We start from the raw sequence: 21,426 nt of genomic DNA on the forward strand, positions 1-21,426 counted from the left end.
TCAATTTTCTGCTCACTGAGAACAGTTCTTTCATCTTTATACCAACTAGCACACTTACGCTTTGGTTACATTTTCTACTTATTTCAGGTACCACCCTTTTTCATTTTTCAATGTTTTGATGTTTAATATCTGATCTACTGTATATTTTTTTGCCTCCGACTTTCTTAACTGGTGAGACCATGGCACCCTCTTCTGTGGATGGTAGCCATTTCCATTATTTTGAAATTCAGCATAAAAGGCAGTGCGCTCTGCGGCTGGGTTAGACCAGTTATGCCACCCTTCTGGCAATATAAAGTCACCCAGGTTACAGTGAACAAACACGGTTTTAGCATACTGGCGCCAAGGCCTACCCAAGTATACTTTATTCACATCTCTATCTGCTGTAAGGCCGCAGTCTAAAAAAACAAAACCATAAGGCACGTGCTGTGGCGTGGAAGCTGCCGTGATATAAGAATTGGATTTAGCATGAATTTGACATTTCTCAAAAACCACTGTAGCCTCCCCAAAAATAAAATCAGTGGTACCTTCTATGTAGCAGTTAATCAAATACTGACGATTGCCCTCACCTGCAGCATAAAAAGTATCCTGATTACCCATCAGGTTACACTGCTTTACCACACAGCGATCAGCTTCTATGGCCAGTGCTACCGCTTGTCCTACAGGCCCTGCTGTATTTTCTATAGTCAAGTTTTCTAAAACGCAATCTCTGCCCTGAACCAGCATGGTTGGAGTGATGAAAGTACTATTTCTGCCTTTGTCTATTTTATCAAAATAATCATCATAAGTAATGATAGTGCTATCTCGATGCTCGCCCTGAATAGTGATAAGATTATTCCATGAGGGTATTTTCACCTTTTCATGATAAATGCCTTTTTTCACATATATAGTAATGCGTTTATCAGGAAAAGCCTTAGCACTATTGATAGCTTCTTGAATGGTAGTATAGTCACCAGAGTCATCTTTTGCCACAGTGATGTAGTAATCAATTTCTGCTGCTTTAGCCTTCATTGATTGTAAAAACAAAAGAGGAATCAATAGCAGAACTACTGTAAACACTTTACTTAGGCCTATACATTTTTCAAGAGTATTCATAATTCGATTTCTTTTACAATCAATTTAAAAAGATTTATACTCCCATTGTATATTTTTCAAAGCATTGAACACCAATTGTGAAATTATCTTAGCTCCTTCAGGTTGAAAATGAGTATTATCGTTTTGTCCATCAGGGTAAGCTTCATATTTTCCTGCTGGTAAATTCATAAAATAATGCTCAGAAACATATTCCTGACCCTTTTTGCTAAAAGCATCCATAGAGAGCTGATTAAGGTCTATAAGCGGAACATCATATTCATTAGCCACTTCTTTAGCAGCGTCAGGGTATTCTCCATGCACATTTTCCAGGTGCCCATTCTCCCAAGGATAGTTACGACAAACGGGAGTCAACACTATCGGAATGGCCTCTTTCTGTAAAGTCTGCTCTATGTAAAGACGCAAAAACTCCTTATAACCTTCTATGTCCACGTATCGCTCCGGCTTGTTTTCCGCAGCATCATTATGACCAAACTGCATAATGACTACATCATTTTTCTTTAACTGCTTGTAGACACTCCTCCACCTACCTTCCTGAAAAAAGGTCCTGGTGCTTCTGCCTCCTCTGGCTCTGTCATCTACCACAGCACTATCGGCCTTTATAATGGAAATGCTGCTTAAGCTATCAGCAGTAACATAAGGCTGAAAAACTTGCCCCCAGCCCGTAACCGGATATCTGGTTTTCATATAATCTTTCCCTGGATCATAGTTATCAGCGTAATTAGCCACTGTAGAATCTCCAATAAGATATATGTGCACAACATCATCTACAAAAAGCCATTGAGGCACTAACATTAAAATGAATGCTATACAAAATTTCATCTGCTATTCTTTTAAATACGAGGCCAATTCAGGCACATTCTTTTTAATCTCTGCTACTACCAAATCTGCTACCCTAAAGGCTCCATAAGGTGACAAGTGAGTATCATCATCTCTACCTTCTGGCAATAATGGGTATTCTCCTGGTTTTATATGTAAGAAAAGCTTTTCTGAACCTTCTTCTCCATAAGTCATCAGCAATGCTTTGGTTTCTCGCTGCATATCTAGCAGAGGCACTTTCTCACTTTTAGCCACTTCTCTCACCACCTGAGGATACTTACCATGAGACTCCACAAACTCTCCTTGCTCATTGAATTTCCTTCTCACTATTGGGGTGGCTAAAATTGGCTTGGCTCCCTTGACTCTGGCATCAGCTATGTATTTTTTCAGGTTAGCGCGGTAAGCATTATCAGGGTCTGCATATCGGTTAGGATCATGCTCTTTCTCATCATTATGCCCAAACTCTATGATTACGTAGTCGCCCGGTTCTATTAATGACAAAACCTTATCCCAACGTCCTTCATCCATAAAGCTTTTAGTGCTTCTGCCATTTACAGCATGATTATCAACCTGTATTCCTTCTTTAAAATAGAGCGGAAAGACCTGTCCCCAACCTTTTTCAGGATTACCATCTTTATAAGGTTTATCGGCCACCGTGGAGTCTGCTACCAGAAAAATGGTAATATCATTTCCTTGCCAAAGGATACTCAAAGGCATTAAAAATATTAACAGTATAAAGCTTTTCATGATTTTCTATTTTAGCTTCACTGCCTTTTTCTTCACCTCTTTACCTTTTACGATAGACTCCTCTTTCACCTCACTATTGGTAAAGCTTATTTTATTGGATTGACTCCCTATCACAAGGATAGCTTGGTTAGAGTTACTTTCGAAAGAAAATTTATCTACCGCCACATTAGCACTGTTGTATATGGTAAGGGTCTTTCCCTTTTTATTGATTACTTTAACATTTTTGAGCTCTAGCTGATCTGCATCTATCATAGTGATGCCACTTTCAGCTTCCAAAAGGGCATTTTCTAATTTCACGTTCATGAGTTTCATTTCGGGTAGGCCCTGAAACAGAGCAGCAGTACCAGACCCTGTAGCCACTATATTTTTCATGAAAATATTTTTAAAGGAAGGCGTTTCTACTGTTACCTCTACGGCAGGCACTTCTTCCGCAGCTATACCATCTTGTCCTTCTTCAGGTATGGGAGATTCTCCACCGTAAAACATATTGAAGCGAATAGCCTCAGTAGGAATATCGATCATATCAATATCAGAGATGTAAATATTCTCTACTACTCCGCCTCTACCTCTGGTGCTTTTAAACCTTAGGCCAACATCCGTACCTATAAAAGTGCAGTGAGAAACTTTAAGATTTTTGACTCCTCCTGACATTTCGCTACCTACTACAAAGCCACCATGACCATGGTAAACGGTATTGTATTTTATGATTACGTTCTCTGTAGGAATTGCCCTCTTGCGGCCATCTTCATTTTTACCTGACTTAATACAGATAGCGTCATCACCTACGTCAAAAGTATTATTGTAGATAAGTGCATTTTTACAAGACTCCAAGTCAAGGCCATCTCCATTTTGAGAATACCATGGATTACGAACAGTAACATTTCTGATGATCACATCTTCGCACATTAATGGGTGTAAATTCCAGGCGGGTGAGTTCTGAAAAGTAGGACCGTCTAAAAGTACTTTTTTGCAATGAATAAAACTGACCATTACCGGTCTTAGGAAATCCTTAATAGCTTCAAACTCAGCTCTGGTCTCAAAAGGAGGCACATTAAAGTTTTTAGTAAGCTTATTGGCCTTTTCATAGGCTTTAGAAGGATACCATACCTTTTCATCATCACTCAGCACTCCTCCAGACTTCACTAAAGCTTTCCATTGAGAAGGAGACATTTTATCCTTTTTCACAGGTCTCCATACGCCGCCAGAACCATCTATCACACCTTTCCCTGTAATGGCAATATTTTCCAGGTCTCTGCCCGAAATAGGAGATTGACACCGGTAAGTTTCCAGGCCTTCAAAGCTGGTGCCTATTACAGGATACTTACTTTTATCTTCACTGAAAATGATAAGGGCTCCCTGCTCTGTATGCAGATTGATATTGCTCTTGAATTCTATAGGTCCTGTGAGCCAAATACCGTTAGGCACTATTACCTTGCCCCCACCTTTTTTTGCTACAGCTGCAATAGCTTTGGCAAAGGCTTCAGCATTATCAAAAAGGCCATTTCCTATAGCTCCATAATCAGCAATAGAAACCTTATTATCAGGAAAAGTAGGCTCTACCACCTTAGGCATATCAAACTCCACTTGATCATACAAGTCTTGTTCGGTTTGAGCCTGAGCTAGGGTACTAGCAGCCATGAGTGTAGCAGCTGCTAATAGCAAATTAACCATCCGCCGACTTAGCAAGCGGATGATTATATTCGTATCTGAAATAGGTATTGAAAGTAGTTTAGTCATGCAATTCACAGTATTTTATTGTGTAATGGACACCTGTACTGGCTTAGCCAGCTCTGCAGCGGTATCTTTCAGGTATTGAAGAAATTCTTCTTCTGTGGTAATGCCTCCATTCTCTTTTTCCCAGGCTGCCAAAAAGTAATAATCAACCTTTTTGCCTGTAGGTTTTAGCGTAACTATATGACTGAACTCATCTTCTTCAAAACTCATAAAATCACTGTTTGAGAAAAGCACGGCTATACCCAAGTTATCCTGATTTAAGCTTTGAGCTCCATACGTGGCCAGGTAGCCCCAACTATTAGCATCTCCCTCAGAAGAAAACAGTTTAGCATTTTCATCTTTATGTAAGCCTGTGGCAATATTTTCTAATTCCTTTTCTAATTCCAGGTGCTCTTTTGAAAGGCGCGTACCCGCATGAATACTAATTACCGACTTTAGATCGAGATCTTTACCAGCCACTTTCCAACCGTAATAGTCTGTCTGTATTTCTGAGTACACATCGCCATTTTCTGAAATTTTACTGATAATGCTATCTGTTTCAGCCACTCGCATAGCTTTTCCTTCTTGGAAAGTAGCAATAGAGCCCACGCCAAGAGACTTACCTACTTTCAGCACGTCCATGCCCCAGTCATTAAAATTATGGTAAGAATCAAAGCCATCTTGCCCCACGTGCTGTAGCTCCATGTCTCTTCCTGTTTTACCGTATACGTCAGTAGCATTTCTCCAATCGAGATAAAACCTATATCCTACAAGATCAGACTCCCAGCCCGGACCTTCGTAGCGGATATACCAGGAATGATCTGTATGCTCATCTGGCTTTCTAAGAGAATCAACATTTTTGAAAGTGCCTCCTATATATTCTTTACCTTTCCATTCCCCACCTTCTTTAATAGAAAGTTCCGCTTGCGTTCTCTTAGTATAGTTATGTGTTCTGGCGCCTTCCTTGTCATACTCTACAGTGTATTCTTTTTTTGCACTTGCTGCTAACTCATCAATCACAAAGGCTAATCCTTTCTCTCCTTTTTCATTATACTGTGAAGGGATTTCAGTCTCTCCATCCATAACCGTGAAGGCCTGATGATTAAAATCTGATGGCAGCTCACTCTCTTTAACCATAACCAGTACGCCTGTCCTATCAGCGGCAGTCGGATTAGCAACATTCACATTAAAAGAGAGCGCTTCTAAATCTGAGGTCTCTTGGCTCTCTTTTTTTGATGCGTTATTACACCCCAACAGCACTATAAACGATGCTAATATCAAGTTTCTTTTCATAGATAATTATTTTATAGGTTTAACTCGGAACCAATCGTAATTGGCATATTCTGAATAGTTGATTTTCTTATTTCACTGGTTAAGAATAGGTTTATAGTATTAAAATGCATGGAAGTCCTTCAATTCATTTCATTCTCCAGTTTATCTTTCGGATTCCAATCTCTAAATATTGTTTCCAGGTTGTACTTCTCCATCTGTGAGTCCGTAAGCTGGTGAGACCATGACACCCTTTCACCTCCAGCGCCAGGGCCTTTTGACTGATATTCTGCATAAAAGGTAGTTTGCTCTGCTTCTGGTTTATTCCAGTTATGCCAGCCTTCCGGCTTAATATGCTTGCCCATATTACAGTTTATAAATACAGTCTGCGCAAAAGGACGCCAAGGCCTGCCCAAGTAGACCGACTGCTCAGGAGCATTACCAGTGAGCTTACAGTTAATAAATACAAAGCCATATTCTGTATCGTCAAGCGTGGACGCAGCCGTAATATAGCTGCCTCCTTCTTTAGTGAAAACCTCACAATCTTCAAATACTGCAGTAGACCAGCCAAAAATAAAATCAGTAGTTCCTTCTATATAGCAATCCTTATAGTACTGCCTGCTATCATCACCATGAGGATAGAGCGTATCTTGAAAGCCAAGGAAGCGGCAGTGATCAAAAATCACCTTGTCACCATCTACCCGAACAGCTACTGCCTGCCCTACCGGACCTGATGAATTTTCGAAGGTGATGTTTCTGGCCATAAACCCATCTCCAAAAACATAAAAGCCCGAAGAACCAGAAGTGCCAATTTCTTCACCAAAAACATTCTTTTTGGCAGCATAAGCATCATAAGTGATAATAGTTTTCTTATTATCTTCTCCTAAAAAGGTAACATTAGTTTTAGATGCCGGAAGCACTAATTTCTCTTTATAAGTGCTTGGTTTTATAAGAATTATTGTCTCTTTCTTTCTCATATCTGGCACTGCATCAATAGCACTTTGAATGGTAGTATAATCACCACTGCCATCAGCAGCTACAACAAAATCATACTTTATGGCGAGAACATTCGGCCTGAATTTAATATTGCCTTGATGTGCATTTTCAGAATTGAAATCATGCCCAGCCCTAGCTGAAAAGCCGTATGAAGATGTACTCAGAAGAAATACGAAAAACAAAAGTCTTTTCATTTCACTTACATTTTATCGTTTAGCTGATCATACCATAGAGATGCCATAATAAAAGGGCCTACCGCCTTGGGGTCATTATCTCTTTTGGTTTCATTAATATAATATTCATAAGTGCCGCTGCGGTAGGGGTCTCCGCCTAAACCTGCCACAGCACACACATTAGTAATGTTAATATTTCCGTCAGCACCTTCGGCTATAAACTCTTTTAATATGCCTTGATAACCTGCTACCCCAGCTTGTACGTACTTCTCATCGATGTAACCTTTCGCGGTTCCTTTTAGCAAAAAGTAGCAAAACATACTTGAAGCAGAAGCCTCAAGGTAGTTACCTTCCTGCCCTCCTTTATTAAGCACCTGATACCACACGCCACTATTTTCATCCTGATACTTGACAATGCCTTGGGCCATTCTATCAGCTACCTGCAATATCATTTCTCTTTTGGGATGATCTTTAGGAAAATAGTCTAACACATCTACCAAAGCCATAGCCAACCAGCCCATACCCCTGCCCCAGAAATTTTCTGACAACCCGGTTTCTTTATTGGCCCATTTCTGCTCACGGCTCTCATCCCATCCATGATAGTAAAGGACTGTTTCTGAATCATAATTATGCTTGTCTATGAGATAAATCTGGTTAGCCACATGATCAAAAAGCTGAGGTTCATTGAAATTAACTGCATACTTGGCTAAGAAGGGAGATCCCATATAAATGCCATCTAACCACATTTGATGAGGGTAACGCTTTTTATGCCAAAAGCCTCCTTCTGAGGTTCTGGGGTGATCTTTCATTTGACTACGCAATGTTTCTATAGCTATTTTATAATTTTCCTGGCCTGTTTCTTTGTATAAATCAATAAGAAACTTACCGGGATTCACTCTATCAATATTATAATCAGTAAGCTTATAGGTTTTAATTTCGCCTTCTTTATTGATCATAGAATCAGCATAAGATTTAGCATAGTTAAAGAACTTTTCATCACCTGTTTTCTTCCATACTTTAAGCATAGCTGAGCAAATAAGGCCGTGGGTATATTCCCATTTAGGCTTCGGCCTGAAGTCAAGATATTGGGGGTCTGGTGTGCGTTTCATTTCAGACTCAGCCATTAGCACTGCCATATCTGTATGCTCTGCCTTAGTTGACTGTACTGGGCCGGAAGCCGTATGATCAGAGCTTTGAGCTGATTCTGATCGTGATCCTGAGCAGGAAATTAATGTAATTATGCCCAACCCCATGAAGGTAAAGGCTTTTAAAAAATAAAAACTCTTAGCCATCCGTTGTAAACGGGTTGCTCTCCAAAAATAAAATATAGCAAGGAATAGGTTTTTCATTTCACAAGTTCATTTAAATATATTTCTACATTAGTATAATCCTTATTTAGGCTAAAAATAGCGGCATCACTACTATCTTCAGGGTTGAGCTTATGCACCATCTCCCAAGCATCAGGTATGCCATCATTATCACTGTCTATGGGAGCCTCTTCAGCTAGGAGTACAGGCCACCCACCCACCTGCTGAGGGGTGTCTATAATACCATTTCCATAAGTAGCTGTACCTGTTCGCACTTCTTTCACTATCCGTTCATCTACACCATCTCTTTTGAGACTAGCACCTGCATATTTCAACACTGAGGAGAAAGCCTCCTCAGCCGTTTCTTCATATTTTAAAGGCATCGTATCAAAAGGTTCATTAGCCTTGGCGGCGGTAGGATCATCACACTGCACCCCCCCATTCCAGTTATCAGCACTCACTTTTTCATTATTAATAATCACATTCCCTTTCACGAAAAACTTACCGTAAGGCTCGCTAGGATTTATAATTCTATCCATTATTGATTTTTTGGTAGCTGGCCCGGGCTTGTAATAGTTATTCACCATATTATACTTCCCCTTTTCTCCTCCATAGGCACTATTATGCCCCCAGTTATAAATTACATTGTTTCTAAAATCCACTACCTCATCGGTTGTATTAGGGGTTGTGGCCGAACCACTGAAACGTGGGTTTCTACTACTGTGGTGGGCCAGTAAATTATGGTGAAAAGAAGCTCCTTTTCCACCCCAAATGCCTCCATAGCCATGATCACCTTTATGATGAACTGAATTATTAAGGCTTTCTGAAATAATGCACCACTGCATGGTAAAATCTGCGTTTCCGTAAAAGGAAGCACACTCATCAGTAGACCAGCTCATGGAGCAATGATCTATAATAATATTTTTATGTCGACGGCCATTAAAGGCATCTTCCTCTATTTTTTTATCTGTGCCTAGTCTAAAGCGCATATATCGCACAATCACATTATCAGAAGATACTCTTATGGGATAATTCTTTATGCATATACCCTGCCCTGGGGCCGATTGTCCGGCAATAGTAATATTGCCATTATCGATAGGCAGCTCTGACTCTAACTCTATTGTACCTGAAACCGAAAAAATGATTATTCTGGGGCCTTTAGATTTTATAGCTTCTCTAAGACTTCCTTCTCCTTGATCATTCAGATTTGAAACTACTAATACCTTGCCGCCTCGGCCTCCTGTTGCATATTTCCCAAAACCATCAGCTCCCGGAAACGCTAAAGTCCCTCCTGAAGCAACCTTCCTCCCACTTGCTGACTCAGCTAGAGCATGGTCATATTCATCACCTGAGTCTTTATCACTTTTAAAGAAAAGCAGACTCAATAATAAAACATGTATGGTTAGAAAATTCAATGTCATGAAACGGTAATGAGTAATAAACAAAGAAGCGTGGCCGCTACAGCCACACTTCTTACATGAGAAACTAAACTATTATTCTGGTCTCCATCGGGGGTCTCCCGCGCTATTACTAGCGGAGAAGCTTCTGTCTTTTATACTGTAATCAAGGTTTTCTCGATCTTCCCATAAGCCATTGGCGGAACCATTGTAGATAAATGATGGAAAGCCCGAAATCTCATTCGAAGAAAATTCAAAATCAGAAGTAACCCAACTATTCACTACATTGAAAGATGTTGAGCCCAACCCTTCAGTACCTACCACAGCAAAAATTTCTCCTCCGCTCATATTCCAGCCTGGCCCCCAAATGGTATTACTGATTTTGATGCCTCCTAAAACATTATCCTTGCCATCTCCTCCTCTCCATCTAAACATTTGCCTACCTTGCTCAGGAGCTTGGTCTATGGTGCAACTTTCTATATCAATAGATCCTGTTGTGTTAGTTCTACTAGCGAGGAAATATTGCATTTTTGAGAACGTGGAATGAGTGAGCGAAACATTATTCGCCTGCCACCCATCAGTATCTACATAAAATATACCGTAGTCTCTAATACTATCCGCTACAGAATTTACCACCGTATAATCCTGAATAGTACCTGTACCTCCTTTGATGCGGGTAACTCCTCTCAGCGAATGCATCTGACAACCTTCAAATTTTATTTCTCCAAGAGTCCCTGATTGATCAATATTGAACACATAATCATCCTTAAACCTGCCCTGGAACCTAATATTTTTAAAAGTTATTGAATCTAAACTTGCACCAGCCTCAATGTTATAATTGGGGGTACATTCGATTATAGGTAAGGAAGGTGTAAAACCATAACCACTAACTATTAGTACCGACTTATTAAAAGCATATCCTCCCGTCTGATAGGTTCTACCTGGGTCCAGAATAATTACGGCCCCATTTTCTACATCAGCAAGCGTATCATAAAGAATCATTTCATTATCTATACCTATTAGGTCGTAAACAGGAGCATCTCCAAAATCCAGGGTGGGCTTAGTCTCATATACTTCCCAGCCTCTGATAGTATCTTCAGAGTATATGGCTATTTGATATTTTGTAGCAGGAGTAAGCCCCGCTACTACAGCTTCATTGATAGCTATTTGCTCATCAGTCAAATCAAGATCCTGCAAGGGTGACTTTAGCCTTAAATCATTACCAGCAAAGACTTTGACCTTGACAATGGGAGCTCCCGATGCAGTCCAAAATACCCTGGCTCGGGTATCAGTAACATCAAACTGCATATTGGGAGTACCTTGAGGACCAGGGAATTTTTTAGTTTTCACACTCCCTAAATCTGACGGTCTGCTATCATACTGAGCATCTTCGGCATGAGCAGTAGCTCGCACCTGATAATAAGTATTCCATAATAATTCTTCACCCACCAAACTGCCGTTGATCTCCATATAACTAGTATCTGAAGAAAAGGAATAATCTATAGTTTGAAAAGTATCTCTGCTTACCTCCATGGTATAGGACACCGCTTGTCTGAGCGAACCCATATTTACAATGATAGTATTCCCTTCTGTATACAAAGTCTCATTCAAAACCGGTCTAAAGAGACGGGTTCTTTCGAAATTTTCATCATCATCCTTACAGGCATTGAACAGCAGTACCATCAAGGCCAGTAGCGAACAAATTTTGGATATATTTATTAATTTTTTCATAACCTTTTCAATTCTGTTCTATTCTCAAAAGCCATAACCATCATTTTGCAATACTCCCTGGCTATTATCAATACCAATAGCAGGGATAGGAAATATATACCTTACGGGGTGAGTATACCTGGCCCAGTCATGAGTTATCCATTCTTGATAGCCATCTGGCTGAGCGTCATCAGAAAGACCCAAAAGCCAATCTCTCTGCTCCCAGTTCTCAATATCAGCAGGCACCGCTTTAGTATCGGTATCATAAATAATCAGTTCGTCACCCTCATTTCTTACCCATAGGCGAGCAGGATACTGCCCTGTTCCAGCAACAGCATTATCGGCCATGCGCTTAAGTCCTGCCACTGTTTCCTGAACCTTCTCTGCATATATATTCCATCTAATTAGTTCATATTTACGAATCATCTCGCCTCCGAACTCCCATGCCCGTTCATCAACCAGCGCATCAAAAAAGGCCTCTTTGCTAGATGAAACGGCATTCACATAATCATCCACTTTGGCAGACCTCTCTGCTTCTGGGAATGCCCTTTGTCTTACCCTTTTTAGCATCTCCTGAGCATCTGCCGTAGGGCCATTGATTTCGTTTTCTGCTTCAGCATACATAAGCAATACATCGGCATACCTTAACATAGGCCAGTTGATACCCGTACCTTTATTGGTATTTGACCCCGGAGGGGTGTCTAACCACACTCTGTTAAATTTACCCTGAGCAATACCATTAATACCAACCAACTCCTGGGGCTCCAAATCTTCGGTATTGGTAGTTTCATTGGGGTATTGGTATAAAGCACAGGTAACATCTCTACGTACATCTGAAGAATCAAATGAATAATAATAAGTAGCAGGAATACTCATATAATTACTACTGGTTCCATATGGCCCTGACTCCACCTTAACACCGATATTCCAACCGACATCACCCTCTCCTATGGCAAAAGGCACTTCAAAAAGAATATCACTGGCATCTCCTGCAGGCTGATTAAATTTGGCCAGATTCATAAACATCTGTTTATAGTCTTGCGGTAACTGACGATCTTGCAGGTCAATCAGCTTTTTAGAGTACATCCTGGCCGTATCATAGTAGCTAAGGTAGTCTGATTGTCTATCCATGGTTAAGTCTGGCTTAAGGTACCAGCCTCCTCTTTGGAGCGACAGCCGGGCAATCATACCCAAGGTATAATCACGGTTCACCTGCTCTATACCATAAGGAGCCTCAGATGCCCAATACATTCCCTCTTCAGCTTTAATCATATCATGAATCACATAGGACAGGATCTCATTTCTATCTGTTTTAGCCACATTAAATTCTACCCCTGGTTTAGGTGCCTCTACCAGAAAAGGTACATCTCCAAAATAGAAAACCAATATGCTGTACCAGTATGCTCTCAGGGTATAAGCTTCGCCCAGCAAATGACTCATTTTCTCTACCTCCACTGCATCAGTAGAATTATAAGGTTCGCTAGCTTGTATAGCCTCTATGGCAAAATTGGCATCTCTGATAGCCTGATAGGCTATGGTCCACACATAATCAAGGTCCCCATTATTTATTTGCGCATTAAGATCCCAAATCTGATAACGAGCACCATCACTACTCCATCCACTCTGATGTTCAATATCTGTATTACCCGTCATATTGTTAGATAACCTTGAGCGAAATCCATCATGACTAAAGTGCACATAAATAGAATTTACGCCTCTTCTCGCCTCTTCCGAATTAGAATACACATAATCCAAATCGAAATAAGAGATGGGTTCTGACTCCAAATAATCGTCACATGAAAAAGATGACAATGCCAGAAGGGTGATAAGTATATATTTCAATTTCATATCCTCTATTTTTTTGCCTTAAAAAGTGATATTGACACCTACTGTATATGATCTACTTCTGGGGTAAGAAGAATAATCTACCCCAGGAGTGAGCAGCTGATAGGCTCCACTACTGGTGCTTACTTCGGGGTCATAACCCGAGTAGTTAGTCCACAAAGCGAGATTATAGCCTGTGGCATAAATTCTAAACTGTGTGATTTTATATTTAGAGATTAATGAAACTGGCAGCGTATAACCTATGGTTAGGTTATTAAGCCTAATAAAAGAACCGTCTTCCACTGCCCAATCGGTAAGTACAGGTGTAGCACTATTAAATGAATTATTCCCACTCCACATGGTTTTACCCTCATTCATTTTTCGCAGCTGTTCCAGATCAGTAACTACCTCACCGGCGGTACCGGTATAAGAGCCATCTACATCTATATAAGTAAAGCGATTATTAGAATTCATGGTGTTTAGCATATTTCCATAAGTGGTGCGATACATTTGGTTAAATTCGATTTTACTGGTGTTATAAATATCATTACCATAAGACCAGTTGAAGAATATAGAAGCATCAAAACCTTTATAGCGGGCATTAAAACCAAAACCACCTTGCGCTTTAGGTAGCGCATTTCCTATCACTTTTCTATCTTCACTGGTTATTTTTCCGTCACCACTAATATCTCTGATTTTCATGTAGCCCGGCCTTAAACCATCAGTTCCTACTCCCAAGGTGGCTCCACTATTAGGCACCCCTTCTTTTAAAGTATACTGTCCTGTGGCTTCATTATAGCCAGAAAAATCATCTACGGTATACATGCCATCACTTACATAACCATAAATAAGGCCTATACTTTCTCCTACCCTTAGGAGGTAATCATTTCGGTCTTTGAGGTCGGTACTGGCCCAGTTAGATTGGAAAAAACGTTCACTGGTACCATCCAGCTTTTCGATAGTAGATCGATTGACGCCAAAGTTTACATTAGCTGAAAGAGAAAAATCAGACTTATCTATGATATAGCCTTCAAGTCCCATTTCAATCCCTTTATTAGAAGTCTCTCCTATATTATCCCACTGCGTTTTAAAACCAGAATTTGGGGCTATTGCTTTATCTAAAAGTAAGTCTGTAGTAGAGTTATAATAAGCATCTATGCTACCTGTTACCCTGGCCTTAAATAAAGAAAAGTCAACCCCAACATTTCTACTTATAGTAGTTTCCCAGATTATAAATGGGTTATATAAAATATCAGACGAGGGTGAATAATAAATACCGTATTCATTACCAAAACCAGGTCCGTTATCAGTAGCTGGGCTAAATAGCAAACGAGTAGCATCAGCATTTACATTGTCGTTTCCTATCTCACCATAACTCACTCTGAGCTTAAGCTGATCCACAAAGGATACGTTTGACATGAACGACTCCTCGTTGATCTTCCAACCCAAGGCGAGCGCAGGGAAAACGCCTACTCTATTATCTTTCAAAAACCTACTGCTGGCATCTCTACGGATAGTGGCTGTTAACAGGTATTTGTTATTAAACTGGTAGTTAACCCTTCCAAATAGCGAAAACTTGCTTACTTTCAGAAATTCCTCAGTGTTATGAAATATATCTCCCTCTCCCAGCTGCATGTTGGCAAAAAGCTCTTCAGGAGTTATAGAAACCCTATATTCCTCTCTTGTAATAGATTCAGCGTTACCTCCAGAGGCATTAATTTCATGCCCCAGAAGTACATTAAGCTTATGCCTACCCAGGTTTGAAAAATCATAATTAACGGTATTATACCATCTGTAATTCCAGTTTTCACGGTCGGTTTTCATACCAATAGGCAAGCCACTTCCCTCTTGCTGAGCACGGCTGGTCAGTGGCCCATAAAACCTTAGGTCTTCTCTGAATTTAGTAGTACCGTTTAGTACTGTATTAAAGGTAAGCCCATCTATGACGTTCCATTCTATCCCAGCATTAAAAGCATAATTTTTATCTGATCTTTTCCTCCAATCTTGCTCTGCCAGCTCATTAGGGTTAATTAGGCTTAATAAGAAGGATTGGTAATCATCATTACCATCAATCTGATTAAGGTCAAGATCCAATTCGTCAGCCACTCCATTCACAGGTCTGGCCAACACCGCATCTTTCACCCTCAACTGAGAGCCTCCAGATGTTCCGGCTCCATTTACCTGGGTGTAGGTTACCCTGGCTCCAAAATCAAAATTCAACCTTTTACTTACCTCTTGCCCAAGTTTAAAATTGAGTGAGTTACGGGTAAATCCAGATCCTGAAAGAAGTCCTTCCTCATCATTATTAGTAAGGCTTAGTGATATTTTAGTTTTTTCAGTACCTCCGTTTAATGATAAATTATGGTATTGAGAGAAGCGGGTATCTCCAAAAAGCTCATCCTGCCAGTCGGTGGCACGTTTTTGCTTATAAAGCTCAAGGTCATCATACTTACCATAATATTTTTCAAAATTTTCCACATCCTGATCTGATCTTAGCTTGGCCCTTTCGTAGTTAGCCATCACATATTCATAAGGAGATAGGACATCGTATTTTCTGTTTTTAGGAAAGGTGTTGAACTTGCCAAAGCCGTTATAATTAATTGAAAGTCGGCCTGTTTTAGGCTTTTTGGTATTGATAATGATCACACCATTAGCAGCACTGGCGCCATAAATAGCAGTAGCGGCAGCATCTTTTAATACGTCTATACTGGCAATATCTGTAGGTGGAATATCTCTGATGCTCTCCATAATAAAGCCATCTACCACATACAAAGGCGTGTTATCTTGTGTTATGGAGCCTCCACCTCTTACTCTAATTACTATTTCTGCATCAGGTGAACCATCAGCGGTTTGTACCCTTACCCCTGGTAGCCTACCCGTAATGGCTTCCGCAGCACTAGCTACCGGTATTTTCTGCAGCGTTTCGGCACTTACAGAGGCTACAGCTCCCGTTAGATCTGTCTTTTTTACCTTTCCATAGCCTACATCTACTATTTCTACAGCATCGAGCTGGGTTACGTTTTCTTCCAGGGTTATATTTAAAGTAGATTGACTACCTACCTCCACTTCCTGGGATTGCATACCAATAAAAGAGAAAACCAGAACATCTCCTGATTTCACTTTAACATGAAACTCACCACTAAAGTCAGTAGTAGTGCCATTAGTAGTGCCCTTTACAATTACAGAAACACCCGGAAGTATTTCTCCTTCGGTATCCTTCACAGTACCTGAGACCATGCTGCTTTGAGCACTACCTGTATAAGGCAGTAGGCAAGCACAAAGCAGGATAAGTACCATAAGTTCATTTTTTAACAGTAGTAGTATTTTACTCATAGCGTGTAAGGTTGCGTTAAAACTATAGATTCATTTGCGCAATCGATTTCATAAATAAAAGCAGCTTATTTTCATTTTGAGAGTATATAAAAGTATAAAATAAAATTTAATTTTCAACAGAAATGTAAACGATTGCACAATTAATATTTAACAAAATGTTAACATTAAGTCATCGTGCAATCGTCACCTAAGTCAAAGCCTATTTATATGCAGGATTTTGTTGAAAGCTATCATTTCTATTAAGATCTAAAGCATCTTGAGGAATAGGTCTTAGGGTTTTAAGCTCTCCTCCGTTACCGCTAAAGTTACTTTGCTCTATCAATGGATTATAAGCAGAAGCTCTTTCCACCAACTTACCCGTTCTCTTCAGATCAAACCACCGCTTGTACTCACCTAATAATTCACGGCCGCGTTCATCTAGTATATAATTAATATTAAAGTCAGAAATAAGTGCTTCTGGCATTCCTGAGCGCCTTCTTACTTCATTTAATCTCAATAAACCAGTACCTGCATCACCTGCTCCCAGATAAGCCTCTGCCGCAATAAGATATGTTTCTCCCAAACGAGCCATTATAAAATCACGAGCACTAGTTCTACCTCCATCACCAGCATAAATAGAATTAGGATCATCAAACTTCTTCACTATTATAGTACTATAGTCTAGCGACACATTGCCTCCTTCGGGGTCATAAGTACCATAAGAATGATACTCAGCATCCGGATGCTCTAATCTATAATTGATACTGTCTGTAGCATCAAACCACTTAGGCTCATAAAAGTGAGCTACTGGTATTTCAGACAAATCCGATTCTCTGAAATAAGCATAATAAGGAGTATACACTTCTACCATAAAGGTAGCATCCCAACGCTCATCTCCTTCTTCAAAAAGATCAATAGCATGCCTGGTAGGGCATAAAGTATATGATTTATAAGGTGCTTTGCCATTCACTTCATTACCTCCAAGATAAGGACCAAAGAAGTTTTGTTGCTGATTACCCAAATTCTGAGGGTCAGTACTTATTGAAGCTTGACTATATTGGGCAGAAAATAGCACCTCTGCATTTCGCTCATTCCCTGGTTTCCATAGCTGATCGAATGGAATATCTAATGGCTGACCTGCAATGGCCTCATCTGCATAAGTAGCGGCTTTTTCAAAGTCATCAGACGCCGCAAAGCTTTCGTAGGCTCGGGTTAAATAGACTAAAGCTAAGTAATGCTGCACAGCTCTGCTATTCACTCTTCCATCTTTATTACTTACTGCAAGCACTGGTAGTACCGCTTCCATCTCTGAGATGATGTAACTATAGATCTTCTCTGCACTAGCTCCGGCAAATTCAAAAACTAATTCTTTCCCATCATAGTAGTCTTCCACCATAGGCACACCACCATATGTTTGCACTAGCATAAAATAGGAAAGAGCTCTTAAGAATCTTACTTCGGCCACATATCTATCAACCATATCGGTCTTCTCTGTAATATCAGCATAGTAAATAGCCGTGTTTGCTCTTTGTATAGCCTGATAACACAAACTGTATAAAAAGCTTATGCCTTCAGACTGTGAGTTTAACTCCGTATACTGACTCAAGCCTACGGGCTCAGCATTTCTACCTTCCATATACATATCAGTACCTGCCATAAAGAGCCAAGGGTCCTGACCGAAAATCTGCCCTAACATGGTGTAGTTAGAGGTGATTAAACTATTATATCCGGCTGAAGTAATATAAAACTCTTCCGCTGTAATGTAACTTTTATTCTCCTCTTCAAGAAAGTCTGAACACCCAGAGAATATCGTTAACGCCATCATGAATATTATTGCTATTCTTTTCATGTCTTTTTACTTTTTTTGAGGATTAAAATTTCAGACTAAGACCAAACTGAGTAGTAACACTACTTACACGGCCAACTCCTAAAGAAGCACCCGCCCATTCTGGATCATAACCGGTATAATCTGTGAAAACAAATGGGTTCAGCACATTTACATATACCCTCAATTGCTCCACATTCCATCTATTTAATAGGTTTTGAGGAATGGTATACCCCAGAGATATATTATTCACTTTCACATATGAAGCATCTTTATAATACCCTACTCCATTATTTCTCCAATAGGCTCCTTCATTTCTGGGTTGAGGGTAAGAATTAGATGTTTGAGCAGGTACGCCTACATTATTCTCCGGAATGTACCAATCAGCTATATCTAGCTTCTGGCGACCTCTATCTCTCACATCTTCAAAATTAGAATGGAAGTTACTATAGGCCAGCACTCCTTGTACAGCTGATAATGAGAAGGTAAAATCAAAATTGAAAAGATTTAAGCGCGAGATAAGCCCTCCGGTCCAATCAGGGTTAGCGCTACCTAAAATAATTCTATCATCCTCAGGTTTGATTTCTGTATCATTATTAACATCAGTCACTTTTGCCTGTCCTACCGTTTGGTTATAAGCCTTTGCCTGATCTGCTTCATCAGCCTGCCATATACCTGCAAACTCATAATTATAATGGGCATCAATAGACTCTCCTATAAACCAGCCATTGGCCACATCATCATTTTCTTTTTGTCCATATATACTTAAGATTTCATTGGTATTTTTAGTAAAGGTGAAAGTGGTTTCCCAGGTAAGCGCTTCATTTCTAATATTAGTGGTAGTCAACAGCACTTCTACACCACTATTCCTTACTGATGCGGCATTAGAATTTATGGCTGAATATCCGGTTTCAAAAGGAAGCTTTTGGTCTACCAGCAGCTCATCAGAAGTTCTGCTATACCAATCGACACTACCTGTAACCCTATAATCAAGTAATGAAAAATCTAACCCCACATTGACTTCAGAAGTCTTCTCCCATTTAAGATTCTTATTAGCTAAAGTGTCTGCAGCGAACCCCTGGGCAACATCATTTGGGTTACCAAAATTATAAAAGCTCCTGCTGCTCAAAACGTTAAGGGAAGAATATGGATCAACGTTATTATTACCTGTAGCACCATAACTTACCCTAAACTTCAAATCAGAAATAGCATCAACATCCATAAAGTCTTCTTCCGTTATCCTCCAACCCAAGGCGGCAGAAGGGAAACTATCCCACCTGTTTTCTTCAGGAAATAGAGAAGATCCATCCCATCTATTTGTAAGCGTCAAGAGATAACGATCTTTATAGGTATAATTAAGCCTTAAGGCAAAAGAGGCCAACTGGCTTTTGAAGAAAACATTACCCAAAGTGTAACTAGATGGCGCTCCCAGACCTACATTATAAAACTCTCTCTCTGCAGGCTGGTATCTGGATGAAAAATATTCTGTTTCTGTTCTATTCACAAAAATACTCTGAAGAGCTAGTGCGTTAAATGAATGATCTCCATAGGTTTTATTGAAATTCAGCTGATTATCCCAGGTATAATTAAAGTTCTCAAACCTATTTACTCTGGATGATGCTTCTCCTCCGAAACTAACACCTTCGTTGGTCATGCCTCCAAAGTATACTCCTCTTCTTGACGTTTGTAATCCCATAGAAAAAGTTGATTGAAAGGTAAGCCAATCAACTACATCATATTTAATGTAAGTATTACCTACTCCATTCCATTGGCGCGTCTCATTACTAGAGTTTTGAATCTCTAAAAGAGGATTGTAAGTACTGGTTTTATCAATCACTACATTGCCATTAGGGTCAGTGAGCTTGCCCGGTTGAGGGAAAAGTTCTCCTACTATTTCATTATTATTTTCGTCTATAGCCCATGGCGAAAGGAATGGATTTAATCGAAAAGCCTCTTGCATGGCCAGTTCACTTCCTCTCTGTAGGTTAGTAAGTGATAATGAAATATTGGCACCTACTTTAAGTTTACTGTTAATCTCCTGATCAATGCCTGATCTGAGTGTAAACTTCTCAAGCTCTTCATTTTCTATATTTCCTGTTTCCTTTTGATAGCCCAAGCCTAAAGTATAAGCAGAAGCTCCTGCTCTATGCGCTATTGATAAGTGATTATTCGTTTGTGTTCCGGTTTTTAAAACCGCATCATACCAGTCAAATCCATCCAAATTATCGAAGCGCTCTCTCAGCACAGAATTGTTACTTGGAGGCAATACCACCTGATCCATATATTCTTCAGGAGTACGACCTGCACCGTTATTAGAAGTAGCCAAGTAAGCTGAAGTATGATAATATTTCCATTTTTCCGGGCTCATCATCTTCGGTAGGCGTGCTGTACTTTTCACCCCTACATAAGATTCAAATGAGAAAGATGTACCAGAGGGAATATTGGCTCCTGATTTTGTTTGTACTATTACCACTCCATTAGATCCTCTGGAGCCATATATGGCGGCAGATGAAGCATCTTTCAAAATATCTATTTTAGCAATATCTTGTGGATTAAGGAAATCTATAGATTCAGTGATTACTCCATCTACCACATATAAAGGAGAGTTAGAACCGTCTTTTATTGAGTTCTTGCCTCTTATGGTTACGTTAAAACCATCGCCTACCCTTCCGGTAGAATTAGTAATTTGCACCCCAGAAACACTTCCTTGCAATGATTGAATAGGGCTCGTAGCACCCCTTTCAGAAATGGTTTTTGCCTCCACGCCAGCAATAGCTCCGGTAAGGTCTTTCTTCTTTTGCGTTCCATACCCTACTATTACTACTTCTTCCAGCTCGGAGATGTTTTCTTCCATTACAATATCAAGGGTACTTCTTCCGGCAATAGGCACTTCCTGAGAATTCATGCCTATAAAAGAAAAAATTAAAACGGCATCAGAGGGCACATCCAGTCTGTACCTCCCTTCTGAGTCCGTAATGGCACCATTGGTAGTGCCTTTTTCTATAATAGATACTCCAGGCAACTTCTCGCCTGTACCATCCTCTACCGTGCCTGATATGGTGGTACTTTGAGAGTACCCGTGCAGCGGCGGCAATAAAAATGCGACCGCCAAAAAAGTATAGGCAAACACATGCTTTAGATGTTGAACAACTTTACTCATTAGTATAGGTTTAAATTGAAAATTAAAGGTTGATAAATGCAATCGATTGCATTTTAGTAATTAAAAAAACTAAAGCAAAACGAAA

13 protein-coding genes are annotated in these 21,426 nt (G+C 39.9%); all 13 read right to left on the minus strand.

Features of this window, described 5'->3' with window-relative positions:
* Positions 1–78: 78 nt before the first annotated feature.
* The gene (locus tag JL102_RS08190; RefSeq protein WP_237390515.1) at positions 79–1,092 is read right to left on the minus strand and encodes a pectinesterase family protein; all 1,014 of its coding nucleotides are present in this window, start codon (positions 1,090–1,092) and stop codon (positions 79–81) included.
* A 24-nt stretch (positions 1,093–1,116) separates the two neighbouring features.
* Positions 1,117–1,911: a rhamnogalacturonan acetylesterase gene (locus JL102_RS08195; RefSeq protein WP_202243899.1), complete on the minus strand. Its 795-nt coding sequence runs from the start codon at positions 1,909–1,911 to the stop codon at positions 1,117–1,119.
* A 3-nt stretch (positions 1,912–1,914) separates the two neighbouring features.
* Entirely contained in the window at positions 1,915–2,655 is a 741-nt protein-coding gene (locus tag JL102_RS08200; protein ID WP_202243901.1) for a rhamnogalacturonan acetylesterase, read from the minus strand.
* 6 nt (positions 2,656–2,661) lie between these two features.
* A complete protein-coding gene (locus JL102_RS08205) occupies positions 2,662–4,392 on the minus strand; it encodes a glycoside hydrolase family 28 protein (RefSeq protein WP_394369236.1) in 1,731 nt (576 codons plus the stop codon).
* Positions 4,393–4,407: 15 nt separating this feature from the next.
* A complete protein-coding gene (locus tag JL102_RS08210; RefSeq protein ID WP_202243903.1) occupies positions 4,408–5,661 on the minus strand; it encodes a DUF4861 domain-containing protein in 1,254 nt (417 codons plus the stop codon).
* 119 nt (positions 5,662–5,780) lie between these two features.
* Positions 5,781–6,827, minus strand: coding sequence for a pectinesterase family protein (locus JL102_RS08215; protein ID WP_202243905.1), 1,047 nt, complete (start codon positions 6,825–6,827; stop codon positions 5,781–5,783).
* Positions 6,828–6,832: 5 nt separating this feature from the next.
* Positions 6,833–8,155: a glycoside hydrolase family 88/105 protein gene (locus tag JL102_RS08220; protein ID WP_237390516.1), complete on the minus strand. Its 1,323-nt coding sequence runs from the start codon at positions 8,153–8,155 to the stop codon at positions 6,833–6,835.
* On the minus strand, positions 8,152–9,534 hold the full coding sequence (locus tag JL102_RS08225) for a pectate lyase family protein (RefSeq protein ID WP_202243907.1): 1,383 nt from the start codon (positions 9,532–9,534) through the stop codon (positions 8,152–8,154). The genes JL102_RS08220 and JL102_RS08225 overlap by 4 nt, the downstream gene beginning before the upstream one ends.
* A 72-nt stretch (positions 9,535–9,606) precedes the next feature.
* On the minus strand, positions 9,607–11,241 hold the full coding sequence (locus JL102_RS08230) for a DUF4957 domain-containing protein (RefSeq protein WP_202243908.1): 1,635 nt from the start codon (positions 11,239–11,241) through the stop codon (positions 9,607–9,609).
* Positions 11,242–11,265: 24 nt separating this feature from the next.
* A complete protein-coding gene (locus tag JL102_RS08235; protein ID WP_202243909.1) occupies positions 11,266–13,068 on the minus strand; it encodes a RagB/SusD family nutrient uptake outer membrane protein in 1,803 nt (600 codons plus the stop codon).
* Between the two features lie 18 nt (positions 13,069–13,086).
* A complete protein-coding gene (locus JL102_RS08240) occupies positions 13,087–16,377 on the minus strand; it encodes a SusC/RagA family TonB-linked outer membrane protein (RefSeq protein WP_202243910.1) in 3,291 nt (1,096 codons plus the stop codon).
* A gap of 199 nt (positions 16,378–16,576) precedes the next feature.
* A complete protein-coding gene (locus JL102_RS08245) occupies positions 16,577–18,205 on the minus strand; it encodes a RagB/SusD family nutrient uptake outer membrane protein (protein ID WP_202243911.1) in 1,629 nt (542 codons plus the stop codon).
* A gap of 22 nt (positions 18,206–18,227) precedes the next feature.
* Positions 18,228–21,341: a SusC/RagA family TonB-linked outer membrane protein gene (locus JL102_RS08250; RefSeq protein WP_202243912.1), complete on the minus strand. Its 3,114-nt coding sequence runs from the start codon at positions 21,339–21,341 to the stop codon at positions 18,228–18,230.
* Between the last annotated feature and the right edge of the window lie 85 nt (positions 21,342–21,426).

This window comes from Fulvivirga sediminis (assembly GCF_016757215.1).
GTDB lineage: Bacteria > Bacteroidota > Bacteroidia > Cytophagales > Cyclobacteriaceae > Fulvivirga > Fulvivirga sediminis.